This is a genomic window from Deinococcus radiopugnans ATCC 19172 (assembly GCF_006335125.1).
Lineage (GTDB): Bacteria > Deinococcota > Deinococci > Deinococcales > Deinococcaceae > Deinococcus > Deinococcus radiopugnans.
Genome location: NZ_VDMO01000010.1, coordinates 58,416 through 84,466 on the forward strand (window position 1 = coordinate 58,416; position 26,051 = coordinate 84,466).

Below are 26,051 nucleotides of genomic sequence, written 5' to 3' on the forward strand. Positions count from 1 at the left end.
TGCGTGTGGCCCCTTACACTTCTAAGTTCGGTTTCAGTCCAGTTCCATATCGATCATCAGCGGGTTCTCTTTGCCGTCCTTGCCACCGGCCCGCACGTCTGGAATCCCGATGGGCGTGGTGCGGTCCATTTCCTTCGGGGCCTGGCCGGGCTTGACCCAGTGGGTGCCGGGGCCGGCCGGACCGGCGGTGCGGGCTGGGGCCACCGGATACGCGGCCAGCCGGGCGGCGCGCAGGATCGAGTCCAGCTCGGGTGAAGTCAGCAACCCCTTGTTTTCCAGGGTGCTCAGCAGGCCCAGCACCAGCTTGCGCGTGAATTCGGCCTCCTGCTCGGGGGTCTTGAAAGGATTGACATCGCTCATGCGCTTCAGAGTAGCGCGGCCGGACGGTGGCTGGGAGCCACCCCGGGGCGGCGGCTGCTCCCCAGCGGGTGACAGCCCGGCGCGGCAGCCGTGCGCCGCTCCGGGGCGCCAAACAGAGGGACGGGTGTTATCCTGTGCAGGTTGAAAATCGCCGGATGGCAACGGTCATGATGGTTACCCACACGGCAAAATGCCCGCCTTAAAATACGGGCCGAGTAGAAGTCCGGGCTGTGGGTTCAGGGCTGAGGGGCCCACGGGCAACCTGGGGAGGAACGAATGTACAAGGGAAGAGAGGGGCAATGGGCATTCATGCTTCACCGCCTGTCGGGAATCGCGATCCTGGCGTATCTGCTGATTCATGTCTTCAGCATCGGCTCATTTATTTTTGGCGAGCGGTTTTACATGGCGATTCACGAGACCTATGACTGGCCGGTCTTCCGCATCGGGCTGGTGTTCATCACGGCGGGCGTGGTGTATCACGCTTTCAACGGCCTGCGCATCATCGTGATGGACTTTACCGGGGCGGGCGTGGCCTACCAGCGCCAGATGTGGTACGCCGTGATGGTCCTGACCGTGATCAGCGGTCTCTACGCGGCCTGGACCCTGCTGCCGCGCCTGCTGGGAGGCTACTAGAATGATCCGCGCGAGAACGTTTATTGACGCGAAACAGCAGTCGCACAGCAACGCCGAGCTGAACTGGTGGATTTTCATGCGCATCAGCGGCCTGATCCTGGTGTTCCTGGTGCTGGGCCACATCTACATGACGTTTATTCAGGTCTCCGAGTCCGACGCCACCTTTACGGCGGTGGTGGGCAAGCTGGCCAATCCGGCGTGGAAGTTCTACGACTGGCTGATCCTGGCGCTGGCGCTGATGCACGGCACCAACGGGGCGCGGTACTCCATCGAGGACTACATCCGCACCCGCCCCAACCGCGCCTGGGTCAAGGGCGTGTTCTACACGGTGGTGGCGCTGGTCTTTGCCTTCGGCACCATCGGCCTGTTCTCGATCTGAGCCGTTTCTCTGAGAGCTTTGAAAGGACGTAACTGACTATGCAACATCGTTATGACGTACTGGTCATCGGCGCGGGCGGCGCAGGACTGATGGCCGCCCTGTACGCCGCCAAGGGCAATGTCTCGGTGGCGTGTATCTCCAAGCTGTACCCCACCCGCTCGCACACCGGCGCGGCGCAGGGCGGCATCGGCGCGGCGCTGGGCAACGTCGCCGAGGACCACTGGGAATGGCACATGTTCGACACGGTCAAGGGCGGCGACTACCTGACCGATCAGGACGCGGCCGAGGTGTTCTCCAAGGACATCATCGACGCGGTGTACGAACTGGAACACATGGGCCTGCCCTTCTCGCGCACGCCGGAAGGCAAGATCGCCCAGCGCAAGTTCGGCGGCCACACCCGCGAGTTCGGCAAGGCCGCCGTGGAACGCAGCTGCTACGCCAAGGACCGCACCGGCCACATGATCCTTCAGACGCTGTACCAGCAGAACGTCAAGGAAGGGACCAAGTTCTTCAACGAGTTCCACGTCACCGACCTGCTGATCGAGGACGGGCGCTGCCGGGGCGTGGTGGCCTATGAACTCGCGACCGGCGAGATCCACACCTTCCACGCCAAGGCCGTGATTCTGGCGGCGGGCGGCTACGGGCGCATCTTCAAGATCACCAGCAACGCGCTGACCCTGACCGGCGACCTGATGAGCATCTACTACCGCAAGGGCCTGCCGCTGGAGGACATGGAGTTCTACCAGTTCCACCCCACCGGCCTCGCCAAGCTGGGCATCCTGGTCACCGAGGGTATCCGTGGTGAGGGCGGCATCCTGCGCAACGACAGCGGCGAGCGCTTCATGGAACGCTACGCACCGACCATCAAGGACCTCGCGCCGCGCGACATCGTTTCGCGCAGCATCATCAGCGAGATCCGCGAGGGCCGGGGCGTGGGCCGCGACAAGGACGCCGTCAACATCGACCTGACCCACCTGCCGCGCGAGGTGATCGAGGGCAAGCTGGCCGAGATCACGGACCTGGCGCGCACCTACCTGGGCATGGACCCGGTCAAGGATCTGGTGCCGGTGCAGCCCACGGCGCACTACGCGATGGGCGGCATTCCCACCGACCTGAACGGCCTGTGCCTGAGCGACGGCAACGGCGGCAGCATCGAGGGGCTGTACGCGGCGGGCGAGCAGGCCTGCGTGTCGCTGCACGGCGCCAATCGCCTGGGCACCAACAGTCTGGGCGACCTGGTGGTTTTCGGCCGCCGCGCCGGCATCTACGCCGCGCAGTACGCCCGCCAGGTGGAATTCCCCGATCTGCCTGACGACCCGCAGCGCGACACCAAGGATATGTTCGACGGCCTGCGCAGCGGCAGCGGCAAGGAAAACCCGGCGCTGATCCGCAAGGAAATGCAGGAATCGATGATGAACAACGTCGGCATCTTCCGCAACGGGCCGGACATGGAGAAGCAGGTCGAGATCCTCAAGGAGCTGAAGTCGCGCTACCAGGACGTGAACGTGGGCGACCCCAGCCTGCGCTACAACTCCGAACTGATCGAGGTCATGGAACTGGGCTTCATGCTCGACTGCGCCGAGGCCATGACCGCCAGCGCCCTGAACCGCACCGAGTCGCGTGGGGCGCATGACCGCGCCGACTACCACACCCGCGACGACGTCAACTGGCTCAAGCACACCATGGCCTACAAGGATCTGGACCGGCCCGGCAACGTCCTGATCGGCTACAAGGACGTGGCGCTCAAAGGCTTTACCCGCGCCTTCGAGCCGAAAGCCCGCGTGTACTGATCCGTGACTGAGGGGAGAAGACCTCTCTCCAGCTTCTTCCCTCAAAGGAATTCCAAATGACCCAAACGCAACACGAAACCAGCACCGCCCCAGCCGCCGCACAGCAGGCGCTGCCGATGCTGCACATCAAAGTCAAGATTCTGCGCTTCGATCCAGAAAAGGACCGCAAGGCGCACTGGGAAACCTACGCCATCGACGCGCAGGCCGGTGACCGCGTGCTGGACGTGATCAACGAGGTCAAGTGGTACCACGATCACAGCCTGACCTTCCGGCGCTCGTGCATGCACGGCATCTGCGGTTCGGACGCCATGCTGATCAACGGGCGCAACCGTCTGGCCTGTAAGACCCTGGTGCGCGACGTGGCCAAGGACGGCGGCACCATCACCGTCGAGCCGATTCGCGGCCTGAAGGTGGAAAAGGATCTGCTGGTCGACATGGAGCCGTTCTTCGACTCCTACAAGGCGATCATGCCGTACTTCATCAACGAGTCGCCGGCCCCCGCCGCCGAGCGCATCCAGTCCGAGGAAGAGGCCGAGCGCATGGCGCAGTCCAGCAACTGCATCCTGTGCGCGTGCTGCACCACCTCCTGCCCGATCTTCTGGGTCAACGGCTCGTACCTCGGCCCGGCCAGCATCGTGCAGGCCCACCGCTTTATCTTCGACAGCCGCGACGAGGCCACCCAGCAGCGGCTGAACATCATGAACCAGAACACCGGCGTGTGGCGCTGCCGCACCGCCTACAACTGCACCGAGGCGTGCCCGCGCGACATCCCGATCACCCAGCTGATCGAGGAAGTCAAGCGCGCGGTGATGTACCAGCAGGCGTAGGGCAGAGTTCAGGAGGGGCGCGGAGGCTACGGCTTTCCGCGCCCTTCTTCTGGTTCCAGCCAGCGCACCCGCTTGCCCCGAGCGCGGGCATATTCAATTTCGGCGCGGGTGCTCTCGCCCACGTCACGGCCGACATTGATCACCAGAATCTCGCCGGCCAGATCAATCTTATGGCGGTGGAATTCGGCGAGACTTTCCAGCGCAGTCTGTTGCTCGCTCACCGTCACACCGACAAACATCTCGGAGTCGGAGCGAAGGTGGCTGCCCACGCTCAGGCAATGCGGCCCGCCAGCGTTTCCGCCAGGGAGGCCGCGTCGAACCCGTCCAGCAAGCGCACGCTGCCGCCGCAGGCAGACGACTACCGGACCATTCGTGGTCAGAATTGCAGCGCGTACTTCACGCCGTCGTTGCCGGTGCATTCGCCGATGCCGTGTTCAGATTCGTCAACGGTCAGGGTGCAGGTCAGGGTCAGGGTGGGCGTGCCGGCGGTGCGGGCGATCAGGTTGCCGCTGCGGACCGCAGGAGCGCCGGGCCGGGGCGTGTCCAGGCGGGTGCCGACCGCCACCGCGCCGTTCTCGCCGACGGCCGCACTGCCACCCACCGAGAGGCTCAGGCCCAGGCCGGCGGGCAGCAGGCTGGCCGCGCTGCCGTTCAGGATGGCGGTGCGTCCGCTGTAGGTCTGACCGCCAATGCGGATGGTGGCGTTGTCCGCCGCGAAGGGGTTGCCCAGACGCGGTTGCAGGGTGCCACGCACGAAACTGACGGTGCCCTCCTGCCCGGTCACGCTGTTGACGATGCGGCCCAGCTGCGGGCCGGCCACGGTGGGGGCGCAGGACGCCAGCACGCCCGCAAGGACGGCGCCCAGCAGCACTGGGATTCGGTTCATCATGCCCTCAGTGTAGGGCGCGCGCCTGACGGGGCCATGAGCCACGCGACGGGGACCGCTCAGCCGGCGCCGAACTCCAGCACCTCGTGCACTTCCAGACCGCCGGGTCCGTTGAAGGCCTCTTTGGGCAGCGCGCCGCTGCGGGCGTGGCCCTGGCGGAAGGCGTCGCTGGAGGTCCAGGCCTCGAAGGCCTCGCGGCTGTCCCAGAACGTCAGGACCACGTAGGGTTCGCCCTCCTTGGTGGGGCGCAGCACGTGGTTGGCGAGGAAGCCGGGCATGCCGTCCACCAATCCGGCGCGCTGGCGAAAGCGCTGCTCGAACTGCTCACGGTATTCGGGGCTGACGTACATGCGGTTGGCAACGGTGATCATGGCAAAACCTCCGGTGGGAAGGGGCGCTCAGACGGGCCGGGCGTCGGCAAAATCGTGGACGAACTGCAACTGCTCGCGCGTTTCGATGGCCTGTGGACTGCGGGTCCGGCGGACCAGCGTGACGGCCTCGTCCGGGGCCATGCCGCCCTGGACCAGCAGGCAGGCCGCAGCCAGCCCTGCGCGTCCCAGTCCGCCCCGGCAGTGCACCACCACGCCACGCCCGTCCAGCAGATCGGTCATCAATTCGTCGATGAAGGCGGCAAAATCCGCACGTCTGCCGGGCGCGTGCCGGTCGGGAATGGCGAAGGCCTTGACCTCCAGATTGTTCAGCTCGGCGGCGGCGTGGTACCCGTCCATGCCCAGCATGTCGAACTCGAAGTCCTCGATCAGCGGGGCCAGGACGGTGGCCCCATCCGCCGCCAGCGTCTGCATGTCGCCGTGCACGTCGCGGTCATGCGTCACCCCCGCCTGAACGACGCTGCGCCCCTTTTTGCCGGGGGCAAAGGTCAGGCCCAGCCGTCCGGGCCACAGGCCGGTGGGAATCCAGTCCACGCGAATCGGGCTGTCGGAGGCCGGGCTGCTGGCCGCTGGGCTGTTGGTGCGGGACGAAGGGCTCACGCGCCATTCTCCGGTGCGGCGTCTTGCCGCGCGCCAACCGGACGCAGGGCGTCCTCCTGCAAGACGTCCTGGGTCAGCCAGCGCGCGGCGTCCAGCGCGTGGTAGGTGATGATCGCGTCGGCGCCGGCGCGGCGCATGGCGGTCAGGTTTTCCAGCACGGTGCGCCGCTCGTCCATGAAGCCCAGTTGCGCGGCGGCCTTGACCAGCGAGTATTCCCCGCTGACGTTGTACGCCACCAGCGGCAGATCGAAGGCGTCGCGCAGCAGCCGCACCACGTCCAGATACGCCAGCGCCGGCTTGACCATCAGCGTGTCCGCACCCTGCTCGGCGTCCAGCCGGGCCTCGCGCAGCGCCTCGCGGTGGCCGCCCGCCGGGTCCATCTGGTAGGTGGCGCGGTTGCCCACGCTGGGCGCCGACCCCGCCGCGTCCCGGAAGGGGCCGTAATACGCGCTGGCGTACTTGACCGCGTAGCTCATGATCGGAATGTCGCTGAAACCCGCCGCGTCCAGGGCGGCGCGGATGGCCCCCACCTGCCCGTCCATCATGGCGCTGGGGGCCACCACGTCGGCCCCGGCCCGGGCCTGCGATACGGCAGTGAGCGCGAGCAGTTCCAGGCTGCGGTCGTTGTCCACGGTCCAGGCTTCGGCGCCGCTCTGGCCGGGCACCTCGCACAGCGGGCCGCAGTGGCCGTGATCGGTGTACTCGCACAGGCAGGTGTCGGCCATGACGGTCAGTGCCGGCACCGCCGTCTTGATGGCGCGGGTGGCCCGCTGAATGATGCCGTCGTCGGCATACGCCCCGCTGCCCCTGGCATCCTTGTGGTCCGGAATGCCGAACAGGATGACGCTGGGCACGCCCAGCCGCAGGGCCTCACGCGCCTGCGTGGTGGCGCCGTCGATGCTGTGGCGGCTCACGCCGGGCATGGAGGCGATGGGGGATTCGCCAGGCTGTTCGTGGACGAAGATCGGGTAGATCAGGTGCGCGGGGCTGAGGCTGACCTCGCGGGTCAGGGCGCGCAGGGCGGGGGTGCGGCGCAGTCGCCGGGGACGTTCTGGCATGGGCCACAGGCTAACGCGGATGCCCGTCCAGAAATGGAAGATGAGAAAGAGGCTCCCGGCTTTCTGCCACACTTTCCCCATGCCCGCGCCCACCGTCTACCGCCCCTTCCTGAACGGCGCTTACACGGTCTCGGCGGGGCTGTTCCGCATGGGCACGCAGCCGATTCCCTGGCGCGAGGACAGCATGGCGGAGACGCACACCTTCGCCCTGGACGACGGGTACGAGCGTTTCGTGGTCAGCAAATGGGCGGCCCACCGCCGGGGCCTGCACGAATACGCGGGTGAGGCGAATCTATCGCCCGAGTTGCGCGCGGCGGCCCTGACCTTCACGGCGCGCACGCTGGACGCCGACAGCGGCGGGGTGGTGGCCTGGGACGGGCAGACCCCGCACAACCGGCGGCTGGGCTGGCAGGCTCGCCTGGACCTCCGCTGGGGTGGAGTGGCGGACCTGCGCCGTTTCGACGCTCCGCTCGCGGGGGTGCGCGGTGACCTGGAACCGAGGGGCGCGCTGGATTTCCTGGGCCTGAACGCCCCCGAAGACCTGGCGATCATCGCGCGAGACCCGCACACCGGGCGCGACTGGCTGGCGGCCACGCACGTGCTGTCGCCGGAACGCTGGGACCCGCGCGACAAGCTGGGCCGGGATTTCGTGGCGGTCCACGCCCCGGTGGCGGGCAGCGGCCCCATGAACGCCACCGCGCCCCGGCTGGTGGACGCGGTGATCGGGCGCGGCCCCTTCGTGCGCTTTGCCTGGGGCCTCACCCGAGATGACCGGCTAGACCATCATCCCGCCGCGCTGGGGGCAGGAGAAGCGGCTGCCTTTGATCCAGATCAGACGTTTCTCCGGGTGGAGCGCCAGACCCTGACCGGGTTCCCGGCGGCGCACGGAGCGCTGTTTACCATCCGCCCGTACGTGTACCCGTTAGACGTGGCGGTCCAGACGCCTGCACAGGCCCACGCACTGGCCGCCGCGCTGCGGACCATGACGCCGGAGCAGCAGATCTACAAGGGTTTGCGCGGCGTTCTGCCCGAACTCCTCATCTGGCTGGAGGCGCGGGCGCTCTAGAGTAGGGGCCGTGAACATGCGCGCCCTCCTGCTGACGCCCCTGCTGGCCGCCTTTCTCGCGGGGTGTGAGCTGCCCGCCGGAGGTCAGGACACGGCGCAGGCGCAGCCGCCTGCCCAGACCCAGACCCAGACCCGCTCTCCGTCGACTCCAGCCACCGCCAGCCGTGACCCTCAGAGCGGCCTGCGCTGGATCGACGCCAGCGACCTGCCGCGCGAGGGGACCCAGGTTCTGCAGGACATCGCGGGGGGCGGCCCATTCCGCTACCGCAAGGACGGCGTGACCTTCGGCAACCGGGAGCGGATCCTGCCCCGGCAGGCGAGCGGCTACTACCGCGAATACACCGTGCCCACTCCCGGCGAGGGCGACCGGGGCGCGCGGCGCATCGTGTGCGGCGGCCAGCCGGTCACCCGCACCGCCGAGTGCTACTACACTGCCGACCACTACGCCAGTTTCAGGAGGATCCGTCCGTGATGCAAGTGTTTGACGAGGCCCCCGAGGGCATTCAGAAGGCTCCGCACGAGCCGCGCATGCTGGCCGCCGGGTATCAGGTGGCCCTGCGCGAGGTGGTGTTCTCGGACGTGCACGACAAGGAGTCGCTGATGCTGGCGCTGCTGCGCGGACTGGCCCTGACCGACAATTTCGGGCGCAACTGGGACGCCCTGTACGACGTGCTGACCGACCCGGAGGCCCGGCCCGCCAAACTGGGGCTGCTGCTGCGCGACTTCGAACATTTTTGCCACCGCCATCCACACCTGAGCGGCGAACTGGAACGGGTGTTGCTCGACGCCCAGCGCGACGCCGCCGAGCATGGCCGTCAACTGTGGCTGCTGTCCGAGGAACTCGAAAGCGATCCGGCGAACTGGTGAGAGACTTCTAAAGCAGTTGTCCGAATTACAGCATCAGAAAAGGAGACTTCTGATGCCTCCATTCTCTCCTTCGGAGCTGAATCAGTCCCAACTGCTCGTTGAAATTCACTCCCTCTCTGCGAGCTGTGCCAGTCCGTTCGGTCAAAATCAGACAGCTCTTTTGACAAATGTTCTAAAGCGCAACCCAGCACCAGAGCGGCGGCGCTGCCAGTGCAAGTCCGGCGCCCCTCAAACGATGCCGCCTGACGTAAACCCGTTGAGGTGCCATGCGCCGATGGCCGCTCACGTGGCCTGAAGAGAATGCCCATGCTCCTGCCGTTTTGGCAAAGCCTATGACGGTTTGGTGAACCGATCAAGCGCAGACTGCATATAGCTGAACGAGAGGCACAGCCCATCACAGGAGGACCGTCATGAGTCACAAACCTGAGCACACCGACAGCAACCCGGACGAGCGCCGCATTCTGGTGCCCGGCAGCAGCCTGAACCCCCGCCGCGAATTCCTGCGCAGCGCCGCGCTGTTTACTGGCACGGTGGCCGCCTTGGGCGGTGGTCTGGAGGTGCTGACCCGCCGGCCCGGTGCAGGCAGCGCCGAGGCCCAGGGCACCGACTTCGTGCGCCCGAACCGTCCGCTGGGGCCGTACGACACCAAGGAAGCGGTCACGCCTTACCAGCAGGCCACCACCTACAACAACTTCTACGAACTCGGCACCGACAAGGCCGATCCGGCCCGGAACGCGGGCAGCCTAAAGCCGCGTCCGTGGACGGTGAAAATCGACGGCGAGGTCAAGAAGCCCCAGACCGTGGACATCGACACCCTGCAGTCGTGGTTTCCGCTGGAAGACCGGATCTACCGCATGCGCTGCGTGGAGGGCTGGAGCATGGTCATGCCGTGGCTGGGCTTCCCGCTGGCCGGGCTGATTCGCCGCCTGGAGCCGACCAGCAAGGCAAAGTACGTGCAGTTCACCGCGCTGCTGGACCCCAAGCAGTTGCCGGGACAGCGGGGAAACGTGCTGGACTGGCCTTACGTGGAGGGCCTGAGGCTGGACGAGGCGCTGCATCCGCTGGCCTTCATGGCGGTGGGCCTGCACGGCAAGGTGCTGCCCGGTCAGAACGGCGCGCCGCTGCGGCTGGTGGTGCCGTGGAAGTACGGCTTTAAAGGCATCAAGAGCATCGTGAAGATCACCCTGACGGAAAAGCAGCCGCAGACCACCTGGATGCGCGCCGCGCCCAGCGAGTACGGCTTTTACGCCAACGTCAATCCCGCCGTGCCGCACCCGCGCTGGAGCCAGGCCACCGAGCGCCGCATCGGGGAATTGGGCCGCCGCAAGACCCTGCCGTTCAACGGCTACGCCGACGAGGTGGCCGGGCTATACAAGGGCATGGACCTCCGGAAGAACTTCTAAGCATGAGCACTGGAGACGCGCGCCGCCCGCCACCTGTGGCAAGCGCACCGGCCCGACGTGCGTATCAACCGCGCCGTCAGGCGGCCTCCGTGGGCTGGCTGGTGCCGGCAGTGACGGTGGGCGGCCTGCTGCCGGTGGCGGTGCTGATCTGGGACGCCTACACGGGGGCGCTGGGGGCCAATCCTATTCAGCGGGCCACCCTGCAGACCGGCCTGCTGACGCTGGCGCTGCTGGTGGCGTCGCTGGCCTGCACGCCGCTGCGGCTGCTGACCGGCTGGACGTGGCCGGCACGCATCCGCAAGGCGCTGGGGCTGCTGGCCTTCGGCTACGCCGCGCTGCACTTCCTGATCTACCTGTTCGATCACGGCTTCAGCCTGGGCCTGATGCTCGAAGACGTGCTGGAACGCCCCTTCGTGACGGTGGGTTTCACGGCGCTGCTGCTGCTCGTGCCGCTGGCCCTGACAAGCGGCCGGAACTCGGTCAAGAGGCTGGGCTTCCAGAGGTGGACGCGGCTGCACCAGCTGGTGTATCTGGCCGTGGCGCTGGGGGCGCTGCACTACTACTGGGGGGTCAAGCAGGATCACACGCCGCCGCTGATCTACGCCGGGGTGATCGCCGCGCTGTTCGCGGTGCGTTTCCTTAAGCGCAGGCCGACACGGAAAAAGGCCAGCCCCACCTGAGAAGCCGCTTCCGTGCGCCGCCCCCTCTGCTCCGGGAGGGGCGGCGTGCCTTTTTCGCAGGTGACCGGATGGCACATGGCCCCACCGCCAGGCTATATCAGTCGCCGCACCACGGGGGACCGAGGCAGACCGGACGGGGCGCTTCGTCTGAACGCGAACGCCTGGCGGGCGCCGCCCTGACCCTGACCTGGCACAGAAACGCCATACTGGCCGCATGACCCTCTCCTCCACTCCCAGCGGCGCGGCCAGCGTGGAGCAGGTCACGGCCCGGTTTCTGCGGATGCTGAGCATTGCGCTGGAGCAGCTCGAAGCCGTGCGCGACGCCGACGCCCGCGCCGAGTTCGCTGGCCTGACCGCCCGCGCGGGGGCGCTGGAGCAGGAGACCAACGAGCTGGAACGCGAGATCGAGGACGCCTGCCTGCGCGCCTTTGCCGCGCCGCTGAGCGAGGACGAGCTGGCCTTTCATCTGGTGGTCTTCCGCAGCCTGACCAACCTGGAACGGGTGGGCGACTACGCGCTGAAGCTGGCCCGCGACTTAGAACGGTTTGCCCCGCGCGCCCGCAGCGCCACCCTGCAGGACGTGCTGCCGCTGGTCAGGCTGCTGTCGCGGATGCTGGAGCGGCTGGCCTACGCCTTCGCCGAGCGCGATCTGAGCGCGGCCCGCGAGGTGATGCGGCTGGACTACGAGCAGGTGGACGCCCTGTACGAGCAGATGGGCCGCGCCAGCCTGACCCGGCTGCTGGAGCGCCCCGAGGACACCGAGGTGGCCCTGGCCGCCGGGCAGATCGCGCGCAATCTGGAGCGGTTGGGAGACCATCTGGTCAACGTGGCCGAGCGGCTCGAGGCGCTGGTGCTGGGCCGGGTCACTAGGCAGCAGGCCGCCCCGACGCACTAGCCTGCGGGCATGACTGAGCCTGTCACCGTCCGCCCCGCCACGCCAGACGACGCCGCGTTTGCCGTTCCCCTGATTCAGGAGACCATCGGCCACATCGGCCTGATCCTGATCGGGGCGGCGTCAGACGCCGAAGCCGAGGGCGTGATGCTGGCCTTCTTCGCCCGGCCCGGCAACCGCCTGAGCTTCCAGAACGTGTGGATCGCGCAGCGTGACGGCGAGACGCTGGGCCTGCTGCTGGGCTACGCCGGTGCGGCGGCAGCGGCGCTGGACGAACCGTTCCGGGCGCACCTGCGGGAGCGGGGCCTGCCGGACGACTTTCCCTCCGAGGGCCAGCCCGGCGAGTGGTACCTGGACACCCTGGCGGTCACCGAAGCGGCGCGGGGGCATGGCCTCGGCGCCCGGCTGTTGCAGGAGGCATCGGCACAGGCCGCCGCACAAGGGCTGGAGCAAGTGGGGCTGCTGGTGGAACACGGCAACCGCGCCGCCCGGCTGTACCAGCGCGAGGGCTTCGTGCTGGCGGAAGAACGGCAACTGGGCGGGCACGGCTATAACCACATGACCCGCCGGGTTGAGGGAGCCTAACTCCTCAACAGGCCTGACTAATAAATATGAAAGTCCCGCAGCCCCGTCGCCTCGCTCATCTGGGTCTGCACGTCGCGCACGCGGGCGTGGGGCGGGCCGCGCCGCAGCCAGTGCAGCAGGCGCTCCAGATCGGCCTCGTGGCCCTCGGCGACGACCTCCACACGGCCATCGGTCAGGTTCTCGGCGTAACCTTGCAAGTTCAGATCTCGGGCATATCTCTGGACGTACAGGCGGTAGCCGACCCCCTGCACGTCGCCGATCACCAGGGCAGTCAGACGCATGGTTCCCAGGGTAACGCCCACCAGGGCAACAGAGGGTGGAAATCTGACGGTCCGGTGAGCGGCGGGGCTGCCAACTCACGCGCTGGCCTTTAGAATACCTGCAATGCGCGCGGCCCAGGAACAATGCGAGAGAAACTGGACCGGGCGCGGCGTGGGGGGCGCGTGACCGACGACCCGGCGGCCCGCGAGGTCCGCGCCGAGCCTGAACACCGTCAACCCGCCCGCCCCGCCGCCCGGCGGCGCTGGCCGTGGGCCGTGCTGGGCCTGCTGGCCGTGCTGGCGCTGGTGGTGGTGTTCTCCCCCACCCTGTTCGGCGGCTGGCTGCTGGCCCGCTCCGGCCCGGCCCTGGGCCTCAGCGCCGGGCGGGTGACCGGGCCAGTCTGGGCGCCACGGCTTGAAGGCGTGACGCTGACCCGGCCCGGTGTGGACGCGCAGGCCGGGTCGGCGGGCGTGACGGTGGAAGCGTTCAACCCCTTTACCCGGACGCTGCGGCTGGGCGCGTCGGTGCGCGACGCCACCGTGAACCTGAACGCCGACGAGCTGATCCGCAGCCTGGACAGCGGGGGCAGCGGCGAGGGCGGCGGCGCCGGTTGGACCGTGATCCCCGGCCGGGTCGAGGTGCAGAACACCCGCGTAAACGTGGACGGCAAGAAGGGCGAGATCCCGGACGGGCAGTTCCAGGTGACGGCGCGTCCGGACGGCGGCTGGAATGTGCAGGGTCGCACGCCCCAGGGCGAACTGAGTGCCGACGTGACCCTGGGCGACAATAACGTCATCACCGCCGATCTGAACGCGGACGCCCGGATCATCAACTTCTACTGGCCGGGCGTGACGGCGGGGCGCCTCCGCGGAACGTACGTGCTGAACGACGGTCCCCTGCGCGGCGATCTGAAGCTCACCGGCGCCGCCCTGCGCGTGCCGGAAGCGAAATTCGTGACGGTCACCGGCATCGGCGGCACCGTGACCCAGCGGGGCGACGACATCGACGTGACACTGGCTGGGCAGGGCTGGAACGGCCCGGTGACGGCCACGGGGCGGGTGGACCTGAAGGCCCAGCACTGGGCGGTCACGGCGGACGCCGCTCCCACCGTCTCGGGGCTGGCGCAGGCGCTGGGCACCACGGGTGCGGGCACGCTGGCGCTACGGGTCACGGCGGGTGGCTGGCAGGACGTGCGGGTCTCGGCGCAGGCCACCGGGACCGGGCGCCTGGCCGGCATTGAGTTCAGCGACGCGCAGGCCAGCTACGCCTTTGGGCATGTCGCGGGGGAAAAGGCGCCGCAGAACAACGACCTGACCTTCAGCGCGGACACCCAGCTGGGGGAGGCCCCGCAGCGGCTGACCGGCAACTGGACCTTCGGGCAGATGGGCGAGGCCCAGCTGATCGGCGCGTTCGGGCAAAAGCCGCTGAACGTGCAGGCCAGCATCGACGCGCAGAATCTGGTCACACTGAACGGGGAGGGGCTGGGCGGCCCGCTGTCGGGCACCTTCAATCTGAAGGACACTCGCCTGAACGCGCTCATCCAGCCCGAGTACGGCGCGGCGCGGGCGCGGGTGGCGCTGAGCGGCACGCCCGACGACCTGCGGGCGGTGATCACCGACGGCGCGGCCGGACCGTTCCCGCTGGCCGGCACGGCCCGCCTGAACGGGCAGGGCTTGCAGGCGGCCCTGACCAGCGGGGCTGCGGGAACGGTGCAGCTCGATCTGAATCGCGACTTTCAGGGCAGCTGGCGCGCCCGCGACGTGCAGGGCGCGGGCCTGACCCTGTCCGGCGCGGGGCGACTGGACCTGACCAGCGGCGACGTGACCGGCACCCTGACGGCCCGCGTGCCGGGCGTGACCCAGACCCTCAGCGGGCCGCTGAGCGTGAACTATCTGCGGCAGCAGGGCACCTTCACTTCTGGTCAGCAGGCGCTGCGCTGGAACGGCGACGCCTTTCCGGTCACGCTCCGCCATCTGCCGGTCGCGGGCGGCCTGCGGGTCAGCGGCGACGTGACCGTGACCAACACCCTCAAGGCCTTCGGCACCCTGACGGCGCGCGGCAACGGCTTCGACCTGACCGCCACCGGACGCGGCACCCGCGCCAGCCTGCGCGGCAGCGCGAACGGCGTGACCGTGCTGGCCGATACCCAACTGCAAGCCCCCTACAACACGGCGGCCCGTTTGCAGGGCGCCGACATTCAGGGCAATCTCAGCCTGACGGACGCGGGGGTCCGTTTCGATCTGACCACGGCGGGGCAGACGGCGCGGGGCGTGATCGACGGCCAGAACGTGGACGCCAGCGGGCGCGTCAACCTCGCGGCGCTGCGCCCGCTGGTCAACCTGCCGGACCTCAACGGCACGCTGAACCTGAATCTGGCCGGGCGGGGAGGGACGGTGGCCGTGGACGCCAGCGTGGCGGGGGCAGACGTGGCCGGAACACTGAACCGCACGGACGGCGCGGTGACGGCGGACCTGAAAGCGAACTATGCCCAGGCCACCGCCCGCCTGAGCGGACAGGTCTACCCGCGGGTGGCGGTCAGCGGCACCGTCTCGGCGCAGGGGCAGACGCTGAACGCGGCGGTGAATGGCCCCTACGACGCGCTGCGGGCGCGGGTCACGGGCCGCAGCGGCGAACTGTCGTTCAGCGGCGTGACCCTGCCGCCCCAGGCGGTGGACCTGAGCGGCACCCTGACGCCGCGGCTGGCGGTCAGCGGCAGCTGGGGCGAGCTGAACGTGACCTACGACGGCGCCACCGGGCTGGCCCGCGTGACCGGCACGCAGGCGCTGACCGCCTTCGGGCAGACAGGCCGAGTGGAGGGCCGCGCCACCTGGGGACCGGGCGAAAGCGGCGCCTTCCGGGGCGCGGTGGACGCCCGCGGCCAACTGGATCAGTACACGGTGGCCCTGAGCGGCCCATGGAGCAACCTGAACGTGCTGCTCACGGACCGCGAGGGCCTCAGCGCACGCGGCACCGCCTCGTTGCCGGACGGGCGCTACGACGTCAACGTGCGCGGCCCCATCGCGGGCGGACTGTTCGTGGAGGGCCAGGTGCAGGGACGCGGCAGCGAGCCCCGCGGACGCATTGCCGTGCGGGACCGCCAGGGCGGCTCGGCCCGCGTGGACCTGCGCGGCTTCTCGGACTTCGACGTCCAGGCGCGCGGACTGACGCTGGCGGGGCAAAAGCTGACAGGCGACCTGCAGGCGCGCAGCGGCGTTCTGAGCGGCACCCTGCAGGCCGGACCCCTGACCGTCAACGCGCAGAACGGACGCATCAACGCGGCAGGCGAGATCGCCGGGCAGACGGTCAGCGCCAGCGGACGCCTGACCCTCCCGGCCACGCTGGACGATCTGAAATTGAACGTGAGCGGGCCGTACCTCACCGCCCAGGCCAGCGGCGGCGTGTCTGACCTGCGCGGGACGGTTGCCCTCAGGGCGCAGCGGTTCGGCGCGGCTCCGCTGACCCTGAGTGTGCCGGCCCAGCGCTTTCCCCTCACGGCGTCGCTGACCGGGGGGCGGGCGACGGTGGGCGGATTGACGTACTCGAACGGAGGATGGAGCGGCACGCTGACCGCCCGCTACGCGCTGTCGGGCACGCCCGGCACGGTCAGGCTGGTGGGCGGGAACGAGACGCTGGCCGCCGTGCCGTTCGGGCCGCTGAGCGGGCGGGTGCAGGTGCTGCCGCAACTGGGCGGCGCGGTCACGGCCAGCCTTTCCCCCGCCCTGCCGCTGCTGCCCGCAGCCCTGCGGGCCGAGGTGCTGCCGGGCCGCGTGACCGCGCAACTGTCGCAGGCCGGAGCCACCCTGAGCAGCGCGGGCACCCGCTACCTGGGCCAGCCGCTGGACCTGCAGGCCCGCGTGAACTGGCAGGGGGCGGTCTCGGCCTCGGGTGCTCTGGACCACCCGTGGGCGCGGCTGCCTTTCACCTACGCCGGTCAGACTCTGAAGATCAGGGGGGCCACGCTGGACGCCCGCGCACTGAAGCCCGTGCTGGGTGACCCGCTCAGCGACCTGAGGGGCCGGGCCACCCTCGACCTGAGTGTGCCTCAGCTGGACATTGCCCAGGCCAGTGGGCAGGCACGCCTCGACCTGAGCGCGCAGGGGCAGCGGGCCGCAGGAAACATTGCCCTGGCGAGGGGACAGGTGAGTGCCAATCTGAACAGCACCCTGGCGGGCCTGAACGTGCGGCTGCGCGGGCCGCTGTACCCGCAGGCCAACGCCGCCCTGACACTGGACGGGCTGAAGGCGACACTCCGGGGCAACGCGGAGAACACGCTGACCCTGCGCGCCACCGGGCAGTACGCCGAGCGGGCAGTCGACGTGACCGTGGCAGCGACGGGCCTGACCACGGACGCGGCCTCGGTCCAGCTTGACGGGACGGTGGCGGGCGCGGCCCTGAATCTGGCCGTCAATCAGGGCGCAGGCAAGGGACTTGCCGCCTGGAATACGGCGGGCAGCGTCAGCGTGCCCGATCTGAAACCTGTTCTGGGCTCAGACCTTGCGGGCCACCTGACGGCGACGCTGGACGGCACCCTGGCCGATCTGCGCCTGAACACCGCCGGCACCGTCGCAGGAGTTCACGTTCAGGCTCCCGCCTCCTACCGGGGCGGCGTGCTGCGCCTACAGGGGGCCACGGCCACGCTGCCGCAGGGCACAGTGCGGGCCAGCGGGCCGGTGTTTCCAGCGCTGAGGCTGAGCGCGAAGGCCACCATCACCGAGCTGCTACCGGGCAGCTACACCGTGCAGATCACGGGGGCGTACGGCAAGCCCGATATAAACGTGCAGGGCGTGCTGAAGGAGGGTCTCGCCGGTCTTCAGGCCCAGGGCACACGACTGAGCGCCCGCCTGCTGGGCCAGGACTGGAAGGTGGGCCTGAGCGGCACGAAACTGGCCGGCACCCTGCGCGGTCAGCTGGGGACGAATGCGCTGGGCGGCGTGTCCAGGGCCGATCTGACTGTGAACGCCACCTACCTGGGAGGCGGTGCCGACGCGCCCATCAGCGTGCGCCTCAGCGGCCATCCCGGCTGGAACGCCCGCACCGGCTGGAGCGGCACCCTGCGCGCGGTGGGCGACGTTCCCGGCGGACCACTGGACGCGGTGCTGGACGGCGATGGGGCCTTGAACGTGGCCGCACTGGTGGGCACCGGAAAGACCCAGGCCCGCCTGACCGGCCGCCTGCCCGCCGATCTGGCCTTCCGGCCCGGCGGCACCCTGAATCTGCAGGCCTTCGACGTGGGGGCGCTGTGGGGCCGCCCCGAACAGCTGCGCGTCAGCGGCGCCGCCACCGTGGGCGGCGCGTCTTGGAGTGCCCCCGAAGGCAGCTTCACCGGAAAGCTGCAGGACAGCGGCAACGAGTTGAGCGGCACCCTGGCGGCCTCCTACCGCGGCGGGAACGTCAGCGCGCAGCTGAACGGGCCGGTGGTGACCGGCCGCGCCGCGCTGGAGAGCGGGCGCTACGTGGCCAGCCTGAAGGCGGGCACCCTGCGGCTCGCCCGCCTGCTGCCGCGCGGGCTGGACGTGGACGCCCTGACCTTCGCGGGCCGGGTAGAGGCGGCAGGCACGCTGGCCGCCGGACCCCAGGTGCTGGAACTGCAAAATATCGCCCTCAAAGGCCAGCAGCAGCAGGCCGGGCCGTTCAGCCTGTACGGCGACGCGGGTTACCGCTGGCGGGCGGGCGGCCAGGATGTCCTGCGAACGGCCCTGAGCGGCAGCCTGCGCGGCGGCGTGCTGAAAGCCCAGGGCCAGTTGCCAGACGGCGTGCGCGTGACCGTGCGCGATCTGGGCACCAGCTTCCTGAACTCACCTGTTCTGAACGGGGGCAAGGTGGGCGCGGACGTAACGCTGCGCGGCGCGGTGGGCAACCCGGCGGTGGAAGGTTCGGTCACCGCCCGGACCGGCAGCTTCGATGCGCTCGCCACCCTTGCCGGGCGCGTGCGTGATCCCCACGCCGTGGCCCGCATCACGCTGCTGGGCGCAGCAGGAGGCACCCTCTACGCCGACGCACAGGCTCTGGACCTGAGCGCTGGAACGCTGCGGGCCAAGCTTTACGGCACGGTCCAGAGCGGCGGCAACACGGCAACGGTGAACCTGAACGGCGTGTGGCCCCGGCTGGCCGGCACCGTCCAGGCCACGCTGGCTGGAGTGGACGATACCCTCAACCTGACTGCCGACGGGCGCGGCGGCTACGCGCTGGACGCCGGAAGTCTGGGCAGCGGCACCGTCACGCTTCAGCAGGGTCAGGGATTTATTCCCGGCCTCACCGGAAGCCTGAGCCTGACACCGTTGCCATGGGTGAACGGCAGCGGGCAGCTGGATGTCGCCGCCACGCTGGCCGGGACCCTGAGCGCCCCCACCGTTGCGGCCACCGTGGTCTCGCGCGGGGCCTCGGCCTACGGCGTGACGCTGGCCGATACGGCGGGGCGGCTGGGCGGCACCTTGAACGACGTGATGGGCACCCTGGGTCAGGCCGGCAAAACCGTGGCGACGCTGGACGCTGGGAAGGTCACGCTGGACGGCCTGCGCCTGAGCGCGGCGGGCAGCACCGTGAGGGTCAGTGGTGCGGCAGGGCTGGACGGCCGCGCGGACCTCGACCTGACAGCCGACGGGACGCTGAGGGGGGTCCTGACAGCCAAATACCGTGCCCGCTCACTGTCCCTGGCAGGCCAGCTGGAGGGGCCGCAGAACCTGGCGGCGGCGGTGGACCTGCGGGCCGATCCCTTCACCGGCTGGCACGGGGACGTGCGCGTGACCGGCGGGCCGTCGCTGGGCGGTAGCGGCGACGTGCTGACGGCCCCGGCGGTGCTGAACGTCTCGGGACCGCTGGCCCACCCGCTGGCGCGGGGCACGGCGGGACTGCTGGGAGCGGGGGCGCGCATCGTGGCCGCGCAGACCGGCGTGCAGGTGCGGCTGGTGGACGGTCCCGGCGCCAGCGCAAACGGCGCGGTGGGCGTGCGGCCCGGCCAGAACGGCGAGTGGCGCTGGGACGGCGCGCTCAGCCTGACCCGCCCCGAGCTGAGCCTGAGCGTCACCCCCAGCGGCGCGCTGGCCGATCCCAGGGTGCTGCTCAGCGTGCGCCGGGGCGAGTGGCGGGCCAGCGGCACGGCTACGCTGGCGGGCACGGACCTGCGCGTCAGTGACGGCGAGCGCGACGGCTCCCTGAGCTTCAGGGACGGCCAGTTGCAGACCAGTCTGCCGGGCCTGCAACTGGCCCGCCTGGGCATCCCAGACCTGAACGGCGTCCTCACCGCCAGCGGCACCCTGGACACCGGCACGCAAGACGGGCAGGTGTCGGTGAAAGTCACGGATTTCACCTCCGCCGCCGAGGTGCCGTACCTGGGGCTGCAACTGTCCGGCGACGGCCGCGCGGACGTGACGCTGCGCGGCGGACGGCCCACGGTGGCGGCGCAGCTCACGCTGCCTTCCGGCACGCTGCAATTGAACGCCCTGCAGGGCCAGAAGACCTGGACCGGACGGCTGACCGGCAGCCTGCGCCAGCAGGGCGGGACGCTGAACGTGAACGTGGGCCTGGACAGCGGCGGCCTGACCGGACGGCTGGGTGCCGTGACCTACCCGGTCGAGGTGGCGAATCAGCGGCTGACCGTGGACGGCGAGGTGAACCTCAAGGGCCAGAGCTTCGGGGCCACCCTGAGCGCCCGCAACGAGGTGGGGGGCGCCAGCGTGGCGGCTTCGGGCGGCATCGCCGATCTGCTGCCGGACGCGCCGCTGGAGCTGCTGGCCCTGCGCCCCACCGGCGAGGGCTACAGCGCCCAGGCTGTGCTGGACGATCTGGAGATCAGCAACCTGAAGATTGCCCCCGACCTGTCGGGACGGCTGAGCGGCAACGCCAACCTGCAAGACGGCGGCGGCACCTTCGTGCTGCGCTCGGAGGGCCTGATGGTGGGGCCGAAAACGCTGCCGGCCCGGCTGGAGGGCACGCTGGCCGGGGGCAGCTGGCGCATTCGCGGCTTCCTGGGCCAGTCGGATTTCACGGCCGGCTTCAGCACCGCCGGGGAGGGCAGCGGCGAGGTCTTCGGTCAGGGCAGCCTGCGCGCCCTGCCGGTGGGGGCGCTGGTGGCGGCCTTCACCGGGGCGGCCCCCGGCGAGGGCGTCGTGACCGGGGTGGCCCGCTTCCGCTTCCCGCTGGCCGATCCGCTGGCCGGCAGCGCCAACGTGGTCGCCGAGCGCATCCGGGTCAGCGCCAGCAGCGGCGCGGGCGAGGCCGCCTCCACCGAGACGCTGACCGGCACCGGGACGCTGGAGTACGCCGGGCGGGAACTGCGCGGCGTGAACATTCAGCTGACCGGGGCCGGCACCTGGGACGTGCGCGGCCAGTACACCCGGCAGGCCGTCGACCTCAACGCCCGCTTCACCAACACCACCTTTACCCCGGTGTTGCGCCTGATTCCCGGTCTGGCGGACCTGGACCCCAGCCTGCGCGGCAGCCTGACCCTCAGCGCGGCGGGCACCTACGAGCGCCCGCGCGGGCTGCTGCGCGTGCAGAACCTCAGCGGCAGCGTGGCGGGCCTGAGCCTGGAAATTCCCAGCTTCGCGGGCGACCTGCCCGACAGCGGCGCGTTCACGGCGGGCGGCACGGTCCTGACCGGCGGCGCGCTGGGGGCCAACGGCACGCTGGACGTGCGCGGGCAGCTCACGCTGGGCCGGCTGAGTGGCACCCGCGTGGCCTTCAGCGGCCTGCTGGCCCCACAGGGCCTGGGTGCGCTGCCGAACAGCACGGTGGTGCTGACCCAGAACGGCGAGGCGTTCACGGTGGACGCCGCAAGCCGCAGCAGCAGTGCGGCCAGTGGGGCCGGCACCCTGCGGCTGACCGGGCAGGTCTCGCCCACCCTGGACCTGACCCTGACCGCCCGCAACTACAACCTGCCGCTGTCGGTGATCTTCGCCCGCGAAAGCGCCCTGAACGCGGACCTGCGCGCGGTGGACGACGGCACCCTGATCCGCGTGAGCGGCGCGGCCAGCTTCCAGCGCCTGATCCTGGGCCGCGCCGACGCGAAAGCCACCATTCCCACGCTGGGACAGACCAACGGACAGACCCTGAACGGGCCGGGCAGCGGCACCGGGCGCACCACCGACAACTACGTCAGCCCGCTGCCCGAGATCTACTCCACCTTCCCGGCCCCGGCGCCCACCGGTGAGGCCGCCCCCCGGCCCGCGCGTCCCTTTCTGGAACGGGTGGTGTTCGAGGACCTTCCCATCCGCGCGCCTGGCGGCGTCCGGGTCGACGAGAGCCTGGCGCGCGCCGAATTCAGTACGGCGGGCCTGACCCTGGCGGGCAGCGGCGCGCGGCCACGCCTGAGCGGCAGTGTCCGCTCCGAGCGTGGGCTGATCTACCTGCGCGAGAACGAATTCACCCTGGCGGGCAGCAGCGTGACCTTCGGCGGCGAGGGCCTGCTGCCCACCTTCGACATCACGGCGGCGGGGCAGGTGCAGGCCGTCACCACCCGCCAGCGCGTGCCCGTGACCCTGAACCTGCGCGGCGAATTCGTGACCCGCGCCGACGGTCAGGCGGCCCTGGACCTGAACACCACGCTGCGCTGCACCAGCGAGGGCAGCGCCTGCCGCAATCCCGACACCGGTCAGGACTACACCGAGCCGGAGCTGTACGCGCTGGTCGCCACCGGGGTGCCCAACCTGACCGCGCTGCCCGGCAACATCGGCGCGCTGGGGGCCAGCGCCGTGCAGACCGCCCTGAACGTCTTCGTGCTGGGCGAGCTGGAACGGACCCTGGCCAAGGCCTTCGGGCTGGACGTGTTCCGCCTGACCCCCAACCTGACCGCCGAGGACGGCAACCTGGGCGCGACCCTGACGCTGGGCTCGTACCTGACCCGTGACCTGTACCTGCAGTATCAGGTGGATCTGGCGGGACAGGGCCTGCTGGACGCCACCTACAGCACCCCGGACGACCGCTTCACCTTCCGGGTCAGCACGCCGCTGACCGGGCTGGACCTGGGCAGCCTGCGCCCCAGCTTCAGCGCCGGGTACAACGTCAACCCGCGCACCAACCTGAGCATCGGCGTGCAGAACGGCGACGTCAGCACGCGCATCCGCTTCGGCGTGACGTACCGGATCGGGGGACGGTAAGTCAGTTCGTCGCCCCAGCAACGGGTCAAACGAGGAAGGGCCGCCCACTTTCGGCGGCCCTTCCAGAGGTTGAGGAGCTTAGAGCAGTTGTCCGAATTGCAGCATCAGAAAAGAAGACTTCTGATGCCTCCATTCTCTCAACTGCTCGTTGAAATTCACTCACTCCGTTCGGTCAAAAGGAAACAGCTCTTTTGACAAATGCTCTAGCGGCTGACGGTCACGCTGGCGCGGGGTTCCAGGGCGTAGAACGCCACTAGCGCCACCAGGGTGCCCACCCAGCCGGGGGCGCTGCCCAGTTCCAGCTCGAAGGGACGGCCCAGCACGGTGCTGCCCAGCTGCCCGGTCAGGCGCTCGCCGGTCTGCTGCGCCACCACGTTCCAGCCCACGATGGGTTCGCCCATGAAGCCGGTCACGCGGTCCACACCGCGCAGCACCAGCTTCTGGCTGCCCACGTTGCCCTTGAGTTCGCCGCCGTCCAGCTCGATCTTCACAGGATCATTGCCCACCGTGCCCTGCACGCCGCGCTCGGTAATTTCCAGATCGATGTCCTTGCCGTGGAGCTTGCCGCCTGCGCGGCCCGAAATCGTGTCGCCATCGATGGTGCAGCGGATGTCGTATCCGTCCGCGCCCCCGAGGCGTCCCTTGATGAGGTCGTCCATGCGCGGAAGTATAGCGGGCGTGGCCTGACCGTGGGCTCAGGCTGGGGCCGGCGCGGCGGCGCGGATCAGGCCCAGCCGCTCGAAGTAGTGCCGCCGGGTCAGCGGGGGGCCGTCCTCGCCCAGCCGGACCCGCCCCACGTTCCAGTGCTCGAACAGAATCCGCAGCGCCCCGCCCAGCAGCGCCGCGCCGTACCACGCGGGCGGCGTAGCGCTCCAGCGCAGCACGGTGCCGTCCCAGGCCAGGTGCGGACAGCTCTCGTCCCGCGCCGCCCAGAACATGCCGCCCCCGCCCACCGCCGGGTCTCCCAGCCGCTGGGCACGCACCGTCAGCGGCGGCTCGCGGACCTGCAAATCGTATTGCGGGGCGGCAAAGGCCTCGGCGTACAGGTCATACAGATGATGTTGCAATTGATGGGCCTGGGAACGCAGCCGCGCTTCCTCGCGCCCGCTCAGGCCGCCGGGCGTGGAATCCAGTGCCCGCCGGACCTCGGCCAGCTGGTTCTCGATGTGGACCAGCCGTTGCCGCGCGGTGGGCCGGGGCGGCGGCGGCGGCGGGTCGCCCCGCAGGTGCCGGGCCGGGTCCGTGTACTCCCGGCTGCCCCAGCCGCTGACCTCGCGCAACTGGCCGTCCTCGATGACCCACAGCCGGTTGGCGACCTCGCGGGCAAAGCGGCGGTCATGGGTCACGATCACCACCGCGCCGCCGTAGGCGTGGACGGCGGCCTCCAGCGCGTCCAGCGCCTCGATGTCCAGGTGGTTCGTCGGCTCGTCCAGCAGCAGCAGGTCGGCCCGCAGCGCGCTGACCAGCGCCAGCCCCGCCCGCGCCCGCTCGCCGCCCGACAGCTGACGCGGCGTCTTGGGCCAGTCGGCCTCGGTGAAACCGGCACGGCCCAGCAGGGGGGCGGCCTGCGCGCCGAAGCGGCGCTCGAACTGGGCGCGCAGCCCCTCGCCGGGCAGCAGGCCGTGCCAGGTCTGGTCCAGACTGGCCACGCTCACGCCGTTTGCCACGCGCAACACCGGAGCGGCCACGCCGAGGTCCGCCGCCGGGTCCGGCTGCTCCTCCCCGGCCAGCAGCCGCATCAGTGTGGTCTTGCCGGTGCCGTTGGCGCCCATTAAAGCCACGCGGTCCCCCTGACGCAGCTTGAAGGCCACGCCGGAGATCACGTTGCGCCCGTCGTAGGATTTGGACAGGTGCTCGCCCCAGGCCACCAGCGGGGCGCGGGCGCTGCCGGCCAGCAGCCGCATCCGCAACTGGCGCTCGGGCAGCGGCGCCTCGGCGGTGGGCAGGCGTCCGGCACGGGACTTGAGGCCACGCGAGCGGCGGCCCCAGCGGTCCAGGTTCTCCGCGCTGTCCGAGAGCCGCCGACTCTCCTGCGCCGAGAGCCTTGCGGCGCGTTCCTGGGTGCGGCGTTCCAGTTCACGCTGCGCCCTGGCCCGCGTGTAGCCGCCGGGGTAGGCAGTGGCCTCGCCCGCCTCCAGCCACAGGCTGCGCCCCCCGGCGGCCCCGGCCGCCGCGTCCAGAAAGTCGCGGTCATGGCTGGTCAGGACCACGCCGCCCCGGAACGCCCGCAGCCAGCCTTCCAACCACTCGCGCATGCGGATGTCCAGGTGGTTGGTGGGCTCGTCCAGCAGCAGCAGGTCCGGCTCGCGGGCCAGCGCCAGCGCCAGCGCCAGCCGGGTGCGCTCGCCGCCCGACAGCGTGGCGGCCTCGCGGCCCAGAAAGCGGGTCAGGTCCAGCGTGCCCAGCACGCGCGCCACCCGCGAGGGCCACGCGAACGCCTCAGCGTCTTCCAGGCGGGCGTTCAGCGTGGTCCAGGCGGCAAGCACGGCGGGATCGCCCAGATTGGCCTCCAGGGCCAGCAGCTCGGCTTCCAGCTCGCGGTAGGGGTGCGCGGCGTCCACCAGAGCGCGCACGGTCCTGCCAGCGGGATGCGTGTGGTGCTGCTCCAGCACGCCGACGCGCAGGCCGTCCGCACGCCACACCGATCCCTCCTCCGGCAGCACTTCGCCAGTCAGCACGCGCAGCAGCGTGGTCTTGCCGGCCCCGTTGCGGCCCAGCAGCGCCACGCGCTCGCCGCCCGAGACACTCAGTGACACGTCACGCAGCACCGCCCGCTCCCCGTAGAACACGGTCAGATTTTCAGCGGCGATCAGCGTGGACACGGGGAGGAGGCTAGCGCACGCGCGGCAGGAAAGAATCGGCGAAAAGGCCCAGTTGCGCGGGCCGCCTGTGGCCGCCAGCAGGATTCAGCGTCTGCAGGGTATGGGCCAAAGGACAAACCGCCGGAGCGCACGGGCGGCCCTGGCGGTTTGACTTTGGAATGAAGACCTGGCCTGCGGTGCGGCGTCAGCGGTAACGCAACGCCTCCATCACCTCTTCCACCATTTCCACGCTGTCGCCGCGTCCGGCAGAGGTGGCGACATGCGCTTCCAGATGGCCGCGCAGCACCACGTCGCCCGCGCCGCTCAGGGCGCCCTGCACCGCCTTGATCTGCCGCAGCACGTCAACACAGTACACATCCGGGTCATCCAGCATCCGCACGATGCTGTCCAGATGACCGCGCGCGATGCTCAGGCGGCGGCGGGCGCGCTTGCGGGCGTCCTCCGGCATGCACAGCTTGC

General features: G+C 70.0%; 22 protein-coding genes. 12 read left to right on the forward strand and 10 right to left on the reverse strand.

What is annotated here, in order from left to right; genetic code table 11:
• Positions 1-33: 33 nt before the first annotated feature.
• Complete coding sequence (locus FHR04_RS21180) at positions 34-360, reverse strand: hypothetical protein (RefSeq protein ID WP_179162725.1); 327 nt, start codon at positions 358-360, stop codon at positions 34-36.
• 276 nt (positions 361-636) lie between these two features.
• Between FHR04_RS21180 and sdhC the strand changes: the two genes are divergently transcribed.
• The 4 genes from sdhC to FHR04_RS10615 are packed head-to-tail and all read left to right on the forward strand — an operon-like array spanning position 637 to position 3,989.
• Positions 637-993, forward strand: coding sequence for a succinate dehydrogenase, cytochrome b556 subunit (gene sdhC / locus FHR04_RS10600; protein ID WP_039684238.1), 357 nt, complete (start codon positions 637-639; stop codon positions 991-993).
• A 1-nt stretch (position 994) separates the two neighbouring features.
• Complete coding sequence (locus tag FHR04_RS10605) at positions 995-1,372, forward strand: succinate dehydrogenase hydrophobic membrane anchor subunit (RefSeq protein WP_039684240.1); 378 nt, start codon at positions 995-997, stop codon at positions 1,370-1,372.
• Positions 1,373-1,410: 38 nt separating this feature from the next.
• Positions 1,411-3,162, forward strand: a complete 1,752-nt coding sequence (gene sdhA / locus FHR04_RS10610; RefSeq protein ID WP_039684242.1) for a succinate dehydrogenase flavoprotein subunit — start codon at positions 1,411-1,413, stop codon at positions 3,160-3,162.
• A 56-nt stretch (positions 3,163-3,218) separates the two neighbouring features.
• Positions 3,219-3,989 (forward strand): succinate dehydrogenase iron-sulfur subunit, encoded by a 771-nt coding sequence (locus FHR04_RS10615; RefSeq protein WP_039684243.1) that lies wholly within the window; start codon positions 3,219-3,221, stop codon positions 3,987-3,989.
• A 26-nt stretch (positions 3,990-4,015) separates the two neighbouring features.
• On the opposite strand, the gene FHR04_RS10620 is transcribed toward FHR04_RS10615, so the two are convergent.
• From FHR04_RS10620 to hemB, 5 genes are all read right to left on the reverse strand, one after another.
• The gene (locus FHR04_RS10620; RefSeq protein WP_139403149.1) at positions 4,016-4,210 is read right to left on the reverse strand and encodes a hypothetical protein; all 195 of its coding nucleotides are present in this window, start codon (positions 4,208-4,210) and stop codon (positions 4,016-4,018) included.
• A gap of 155 nt (positions 4,211-4,365) precedes the next feature.
• On the reverse strand, positions 4,366-4,878 hold the full coding sequence (locus FHR04_RS10625) for a hypothetical protein (RefSeq protein ID WP_249039081.1): 513 nt from the start codon (positions 4,876-4,878) through the stop codon (positions 4,366-4,368).
• 56 nt (positions 4,879-4,934) lie between these two features.
• Complete coding sequence (locus FHR04_RS10630; protein ID WP_139403151.1) at positions 4,935-5,246, reverse strand: antibiotic biosynthesis monooxygenase family protein; 312 nt, start codon at positions 5,244-5,246, stop codon at positions 4,935-4,937.
• A 27-nt stretch (positions 5,247-5,273) separates the two neighbouring features.
• On the reverse strand, positions 5,274-5,864 hold the full coding sequence (locus FHR04_RS10635) for a cyclin-dependent kinase inhibitor 3 family protein (protein ID WP_249039082.1): 591 nt from the start codon (positions 5,862-5,864) through the stop codon (positions 5,274-5,276).
• Positions 5,861-6,922, reverse strand: coding sequence for a porphobilinogen synthase (gene hemB / locus FHR04_RS10640; protein ID WP_170213922.1), 1,062 nt, complete (start codon positions 6,920-6,922; stop codon positions 5,861-5,863). The genes FHR04_RS10635 and hemB overlap by 4 nt, the downstream gene beginning before the upstream one ends.
• 79 nt (positions 6,923-7,001) lie before the next feature.
• Between hemB and FHR04_RS10645 the strand changes: the two genes are divergently transcribed.
• The 7 genes from FHR04_RS10645 to FHR04_RS10675 all read left to right on the forward strand — a co-directional run bounded on the left by FHR04_RS10645 (position 7,002) and on the right by FHR04_RS10675 (position 12,415).
• Positions 7,002-7,988 carry a heme-dependent oxidative N-demethylase subunit alpha family protein gene (locus FHR04_RS10645; protein WP_139403153.1) on the forward strand — a complete coding sequence of 329 codons (987 nt, stop codon included), beginning with the start codon at positions 7,002-7,004 and terminating at the stop codon, positions 7,986-7,988.
• Positions 7,989-8,004: 16 nt separating this feature from the next.
• Positions 8,005-8,460: a guanyl-specific ribonuclease gene (locus FHR04_RS10650; RefSeq protein WP_139403155.1), complete on the forward strand. Its 456-nt coding sequence runs from the start codon at positions 8,005-8,007 to the stop codon at positions 8,458-8,460.
• Entirely contained in the window at positions 8,460-8,855 is a 396-nt protein-coding gene (locus FHR04_RS10655; protein WP_221265342.1) for a barstar family protein, read from the forward strand. The genes FHR04_RS10650 and FHR04_RS10655 overlap by 1 nt, the downstream gene beginning before the upstream one ends.
• A gap of 410 nt (positions 8,856-9,265) precedes the next feature.
• Positions 9,266-10,258, forward strand: coding sequence for a protein-methionine-sulfoxide reductase catalytic subunit MsrP (msrP, locus tag FHR04_RS10660; protein WP_139403158.1), 993 nt, complete (start codon positions 9,266-9,268; stop codon positions 10,256-10,258).
• Positions 10,259-10,347: 89 nt separating this feature from the next.
• Positions 10,348-10,938: a protein-methionine-sulfoxide reductase heme-binding subunit MsrQ gene (locus tag FHR04_RS10665; protein WP_249039083.1), complete on the forward strand. Its 591-nt coding sequence runs from the start codon at positions 10,348-10,350 to the stop codon at positions 10,936-10,938.
• A gap of 214 nt (positions 10,939-11,152) precedes the next feature.
• Positions 11,153-11,833 carry a phosphate signaling complex PhoU family protein gene (locus FHR04_RS10670; protein WP_139403164.1) on the forward strand — a complete coding sequence of 227 codons (681 nt, stop codon included), beginning with the start codon at positions 11,153-11,155 and terminating at the stop codon, positions 11,831-11,833.
• A 9-nt stretch (positions 11,834-11,842) separates the two neighbouring features.
• Positions 11,843-12,415, forward strand: coding sequence for a GNAT family N-acetyltransferase (locus FHR04_RS10675; RefSeq protein WP_139403168.1), 573 nt, complete (start codon positions 11,843-11,845; stop codon positions 12,413-12,415).
• Positions 12,416-12,432: 17 nt separating this feature from the next.
• Here FHR04_RS10675 and FHR04_RS10680 read toward each other — a convergent pair whose 3' ends face one another.
• Entirely contained in the window at positions 12,433-12,696 is a 264-nt protein-coding gene (locus FHR04_RS10680; RefSeq protein ID WP_039687102.1) for an acylphosphatase, read from the reverse strand.
• A gap of 123 nt (positions 12,697-12,819) precedes the next feature.
• Between FHR04_RS10680 and FHR04_RS10685 the strand changes: the two genes are divergently transcribed.
• Positions 12,820-22,770, forward strand: a complete 9,951-nt coding sequence (locus tag FHR04_RS10685; protein WP_139403171.1) for a translocation/assembly module TamB domain-containing protein — start codon at positions 12,820-12,822, stop codon at positions 22,768-22,770.
• Positions 22,771-22,973: 203 nt separating this feature from the next.
• Here the strand turns inward: FHR04_RS10685 and FHR04_RS10690 are convergent, their stop codons facing one another.
• The 3 genes from FHR04_RS10690 to FHR04_RS10700 all read right to left on the reverse strand — a co-directional run bounded on the left by FHR04_RS10690 (position 22,974) and on the right by FHR04_RS10700 (position 26,040).
• The gene (locus FHR04_RS10690) at positions 22,974-23,429 is read right to left on the reverse strand and encodes a hypothetical protein (protein ID WP_039683015.1); all 456 of its coding nucleotides are present in this window, start codon (positions 23,427-23,429) and stop codon (positions 22,974-22,976) included.
• A 36-nt stretch (positions 23,430-23,465) separates the two neighbouring features.
• Positions 23,466-25,592 (reverse strand): ABC-F family ATP-binding cassette domain-containing protein, encoded by a 2,127-nt coding sequence (locus FHR04_RS10695; RefSeq protein ID WP_139403175.1) that lies wholly within the window; start codon positions 25,590-25,592, stop codon positions 23,466-23,468.
• A gap of 184 nt (positions 25,593-25,776) precedes the next feature.
• On the reverse strand, positions 25,777-26,040 hold the full coding sequence (locus FHR04_RS10700) for a metal-sensitive transcriptional regulator (protein ID WP_139403353.1): 264 nt from the start codon (positions 26,038-26,040) through the stop codon (positions 25,777-25,779).
• Between the last annotated feature and the right edge of the window lie 11 nt (positions 26,041-26,051).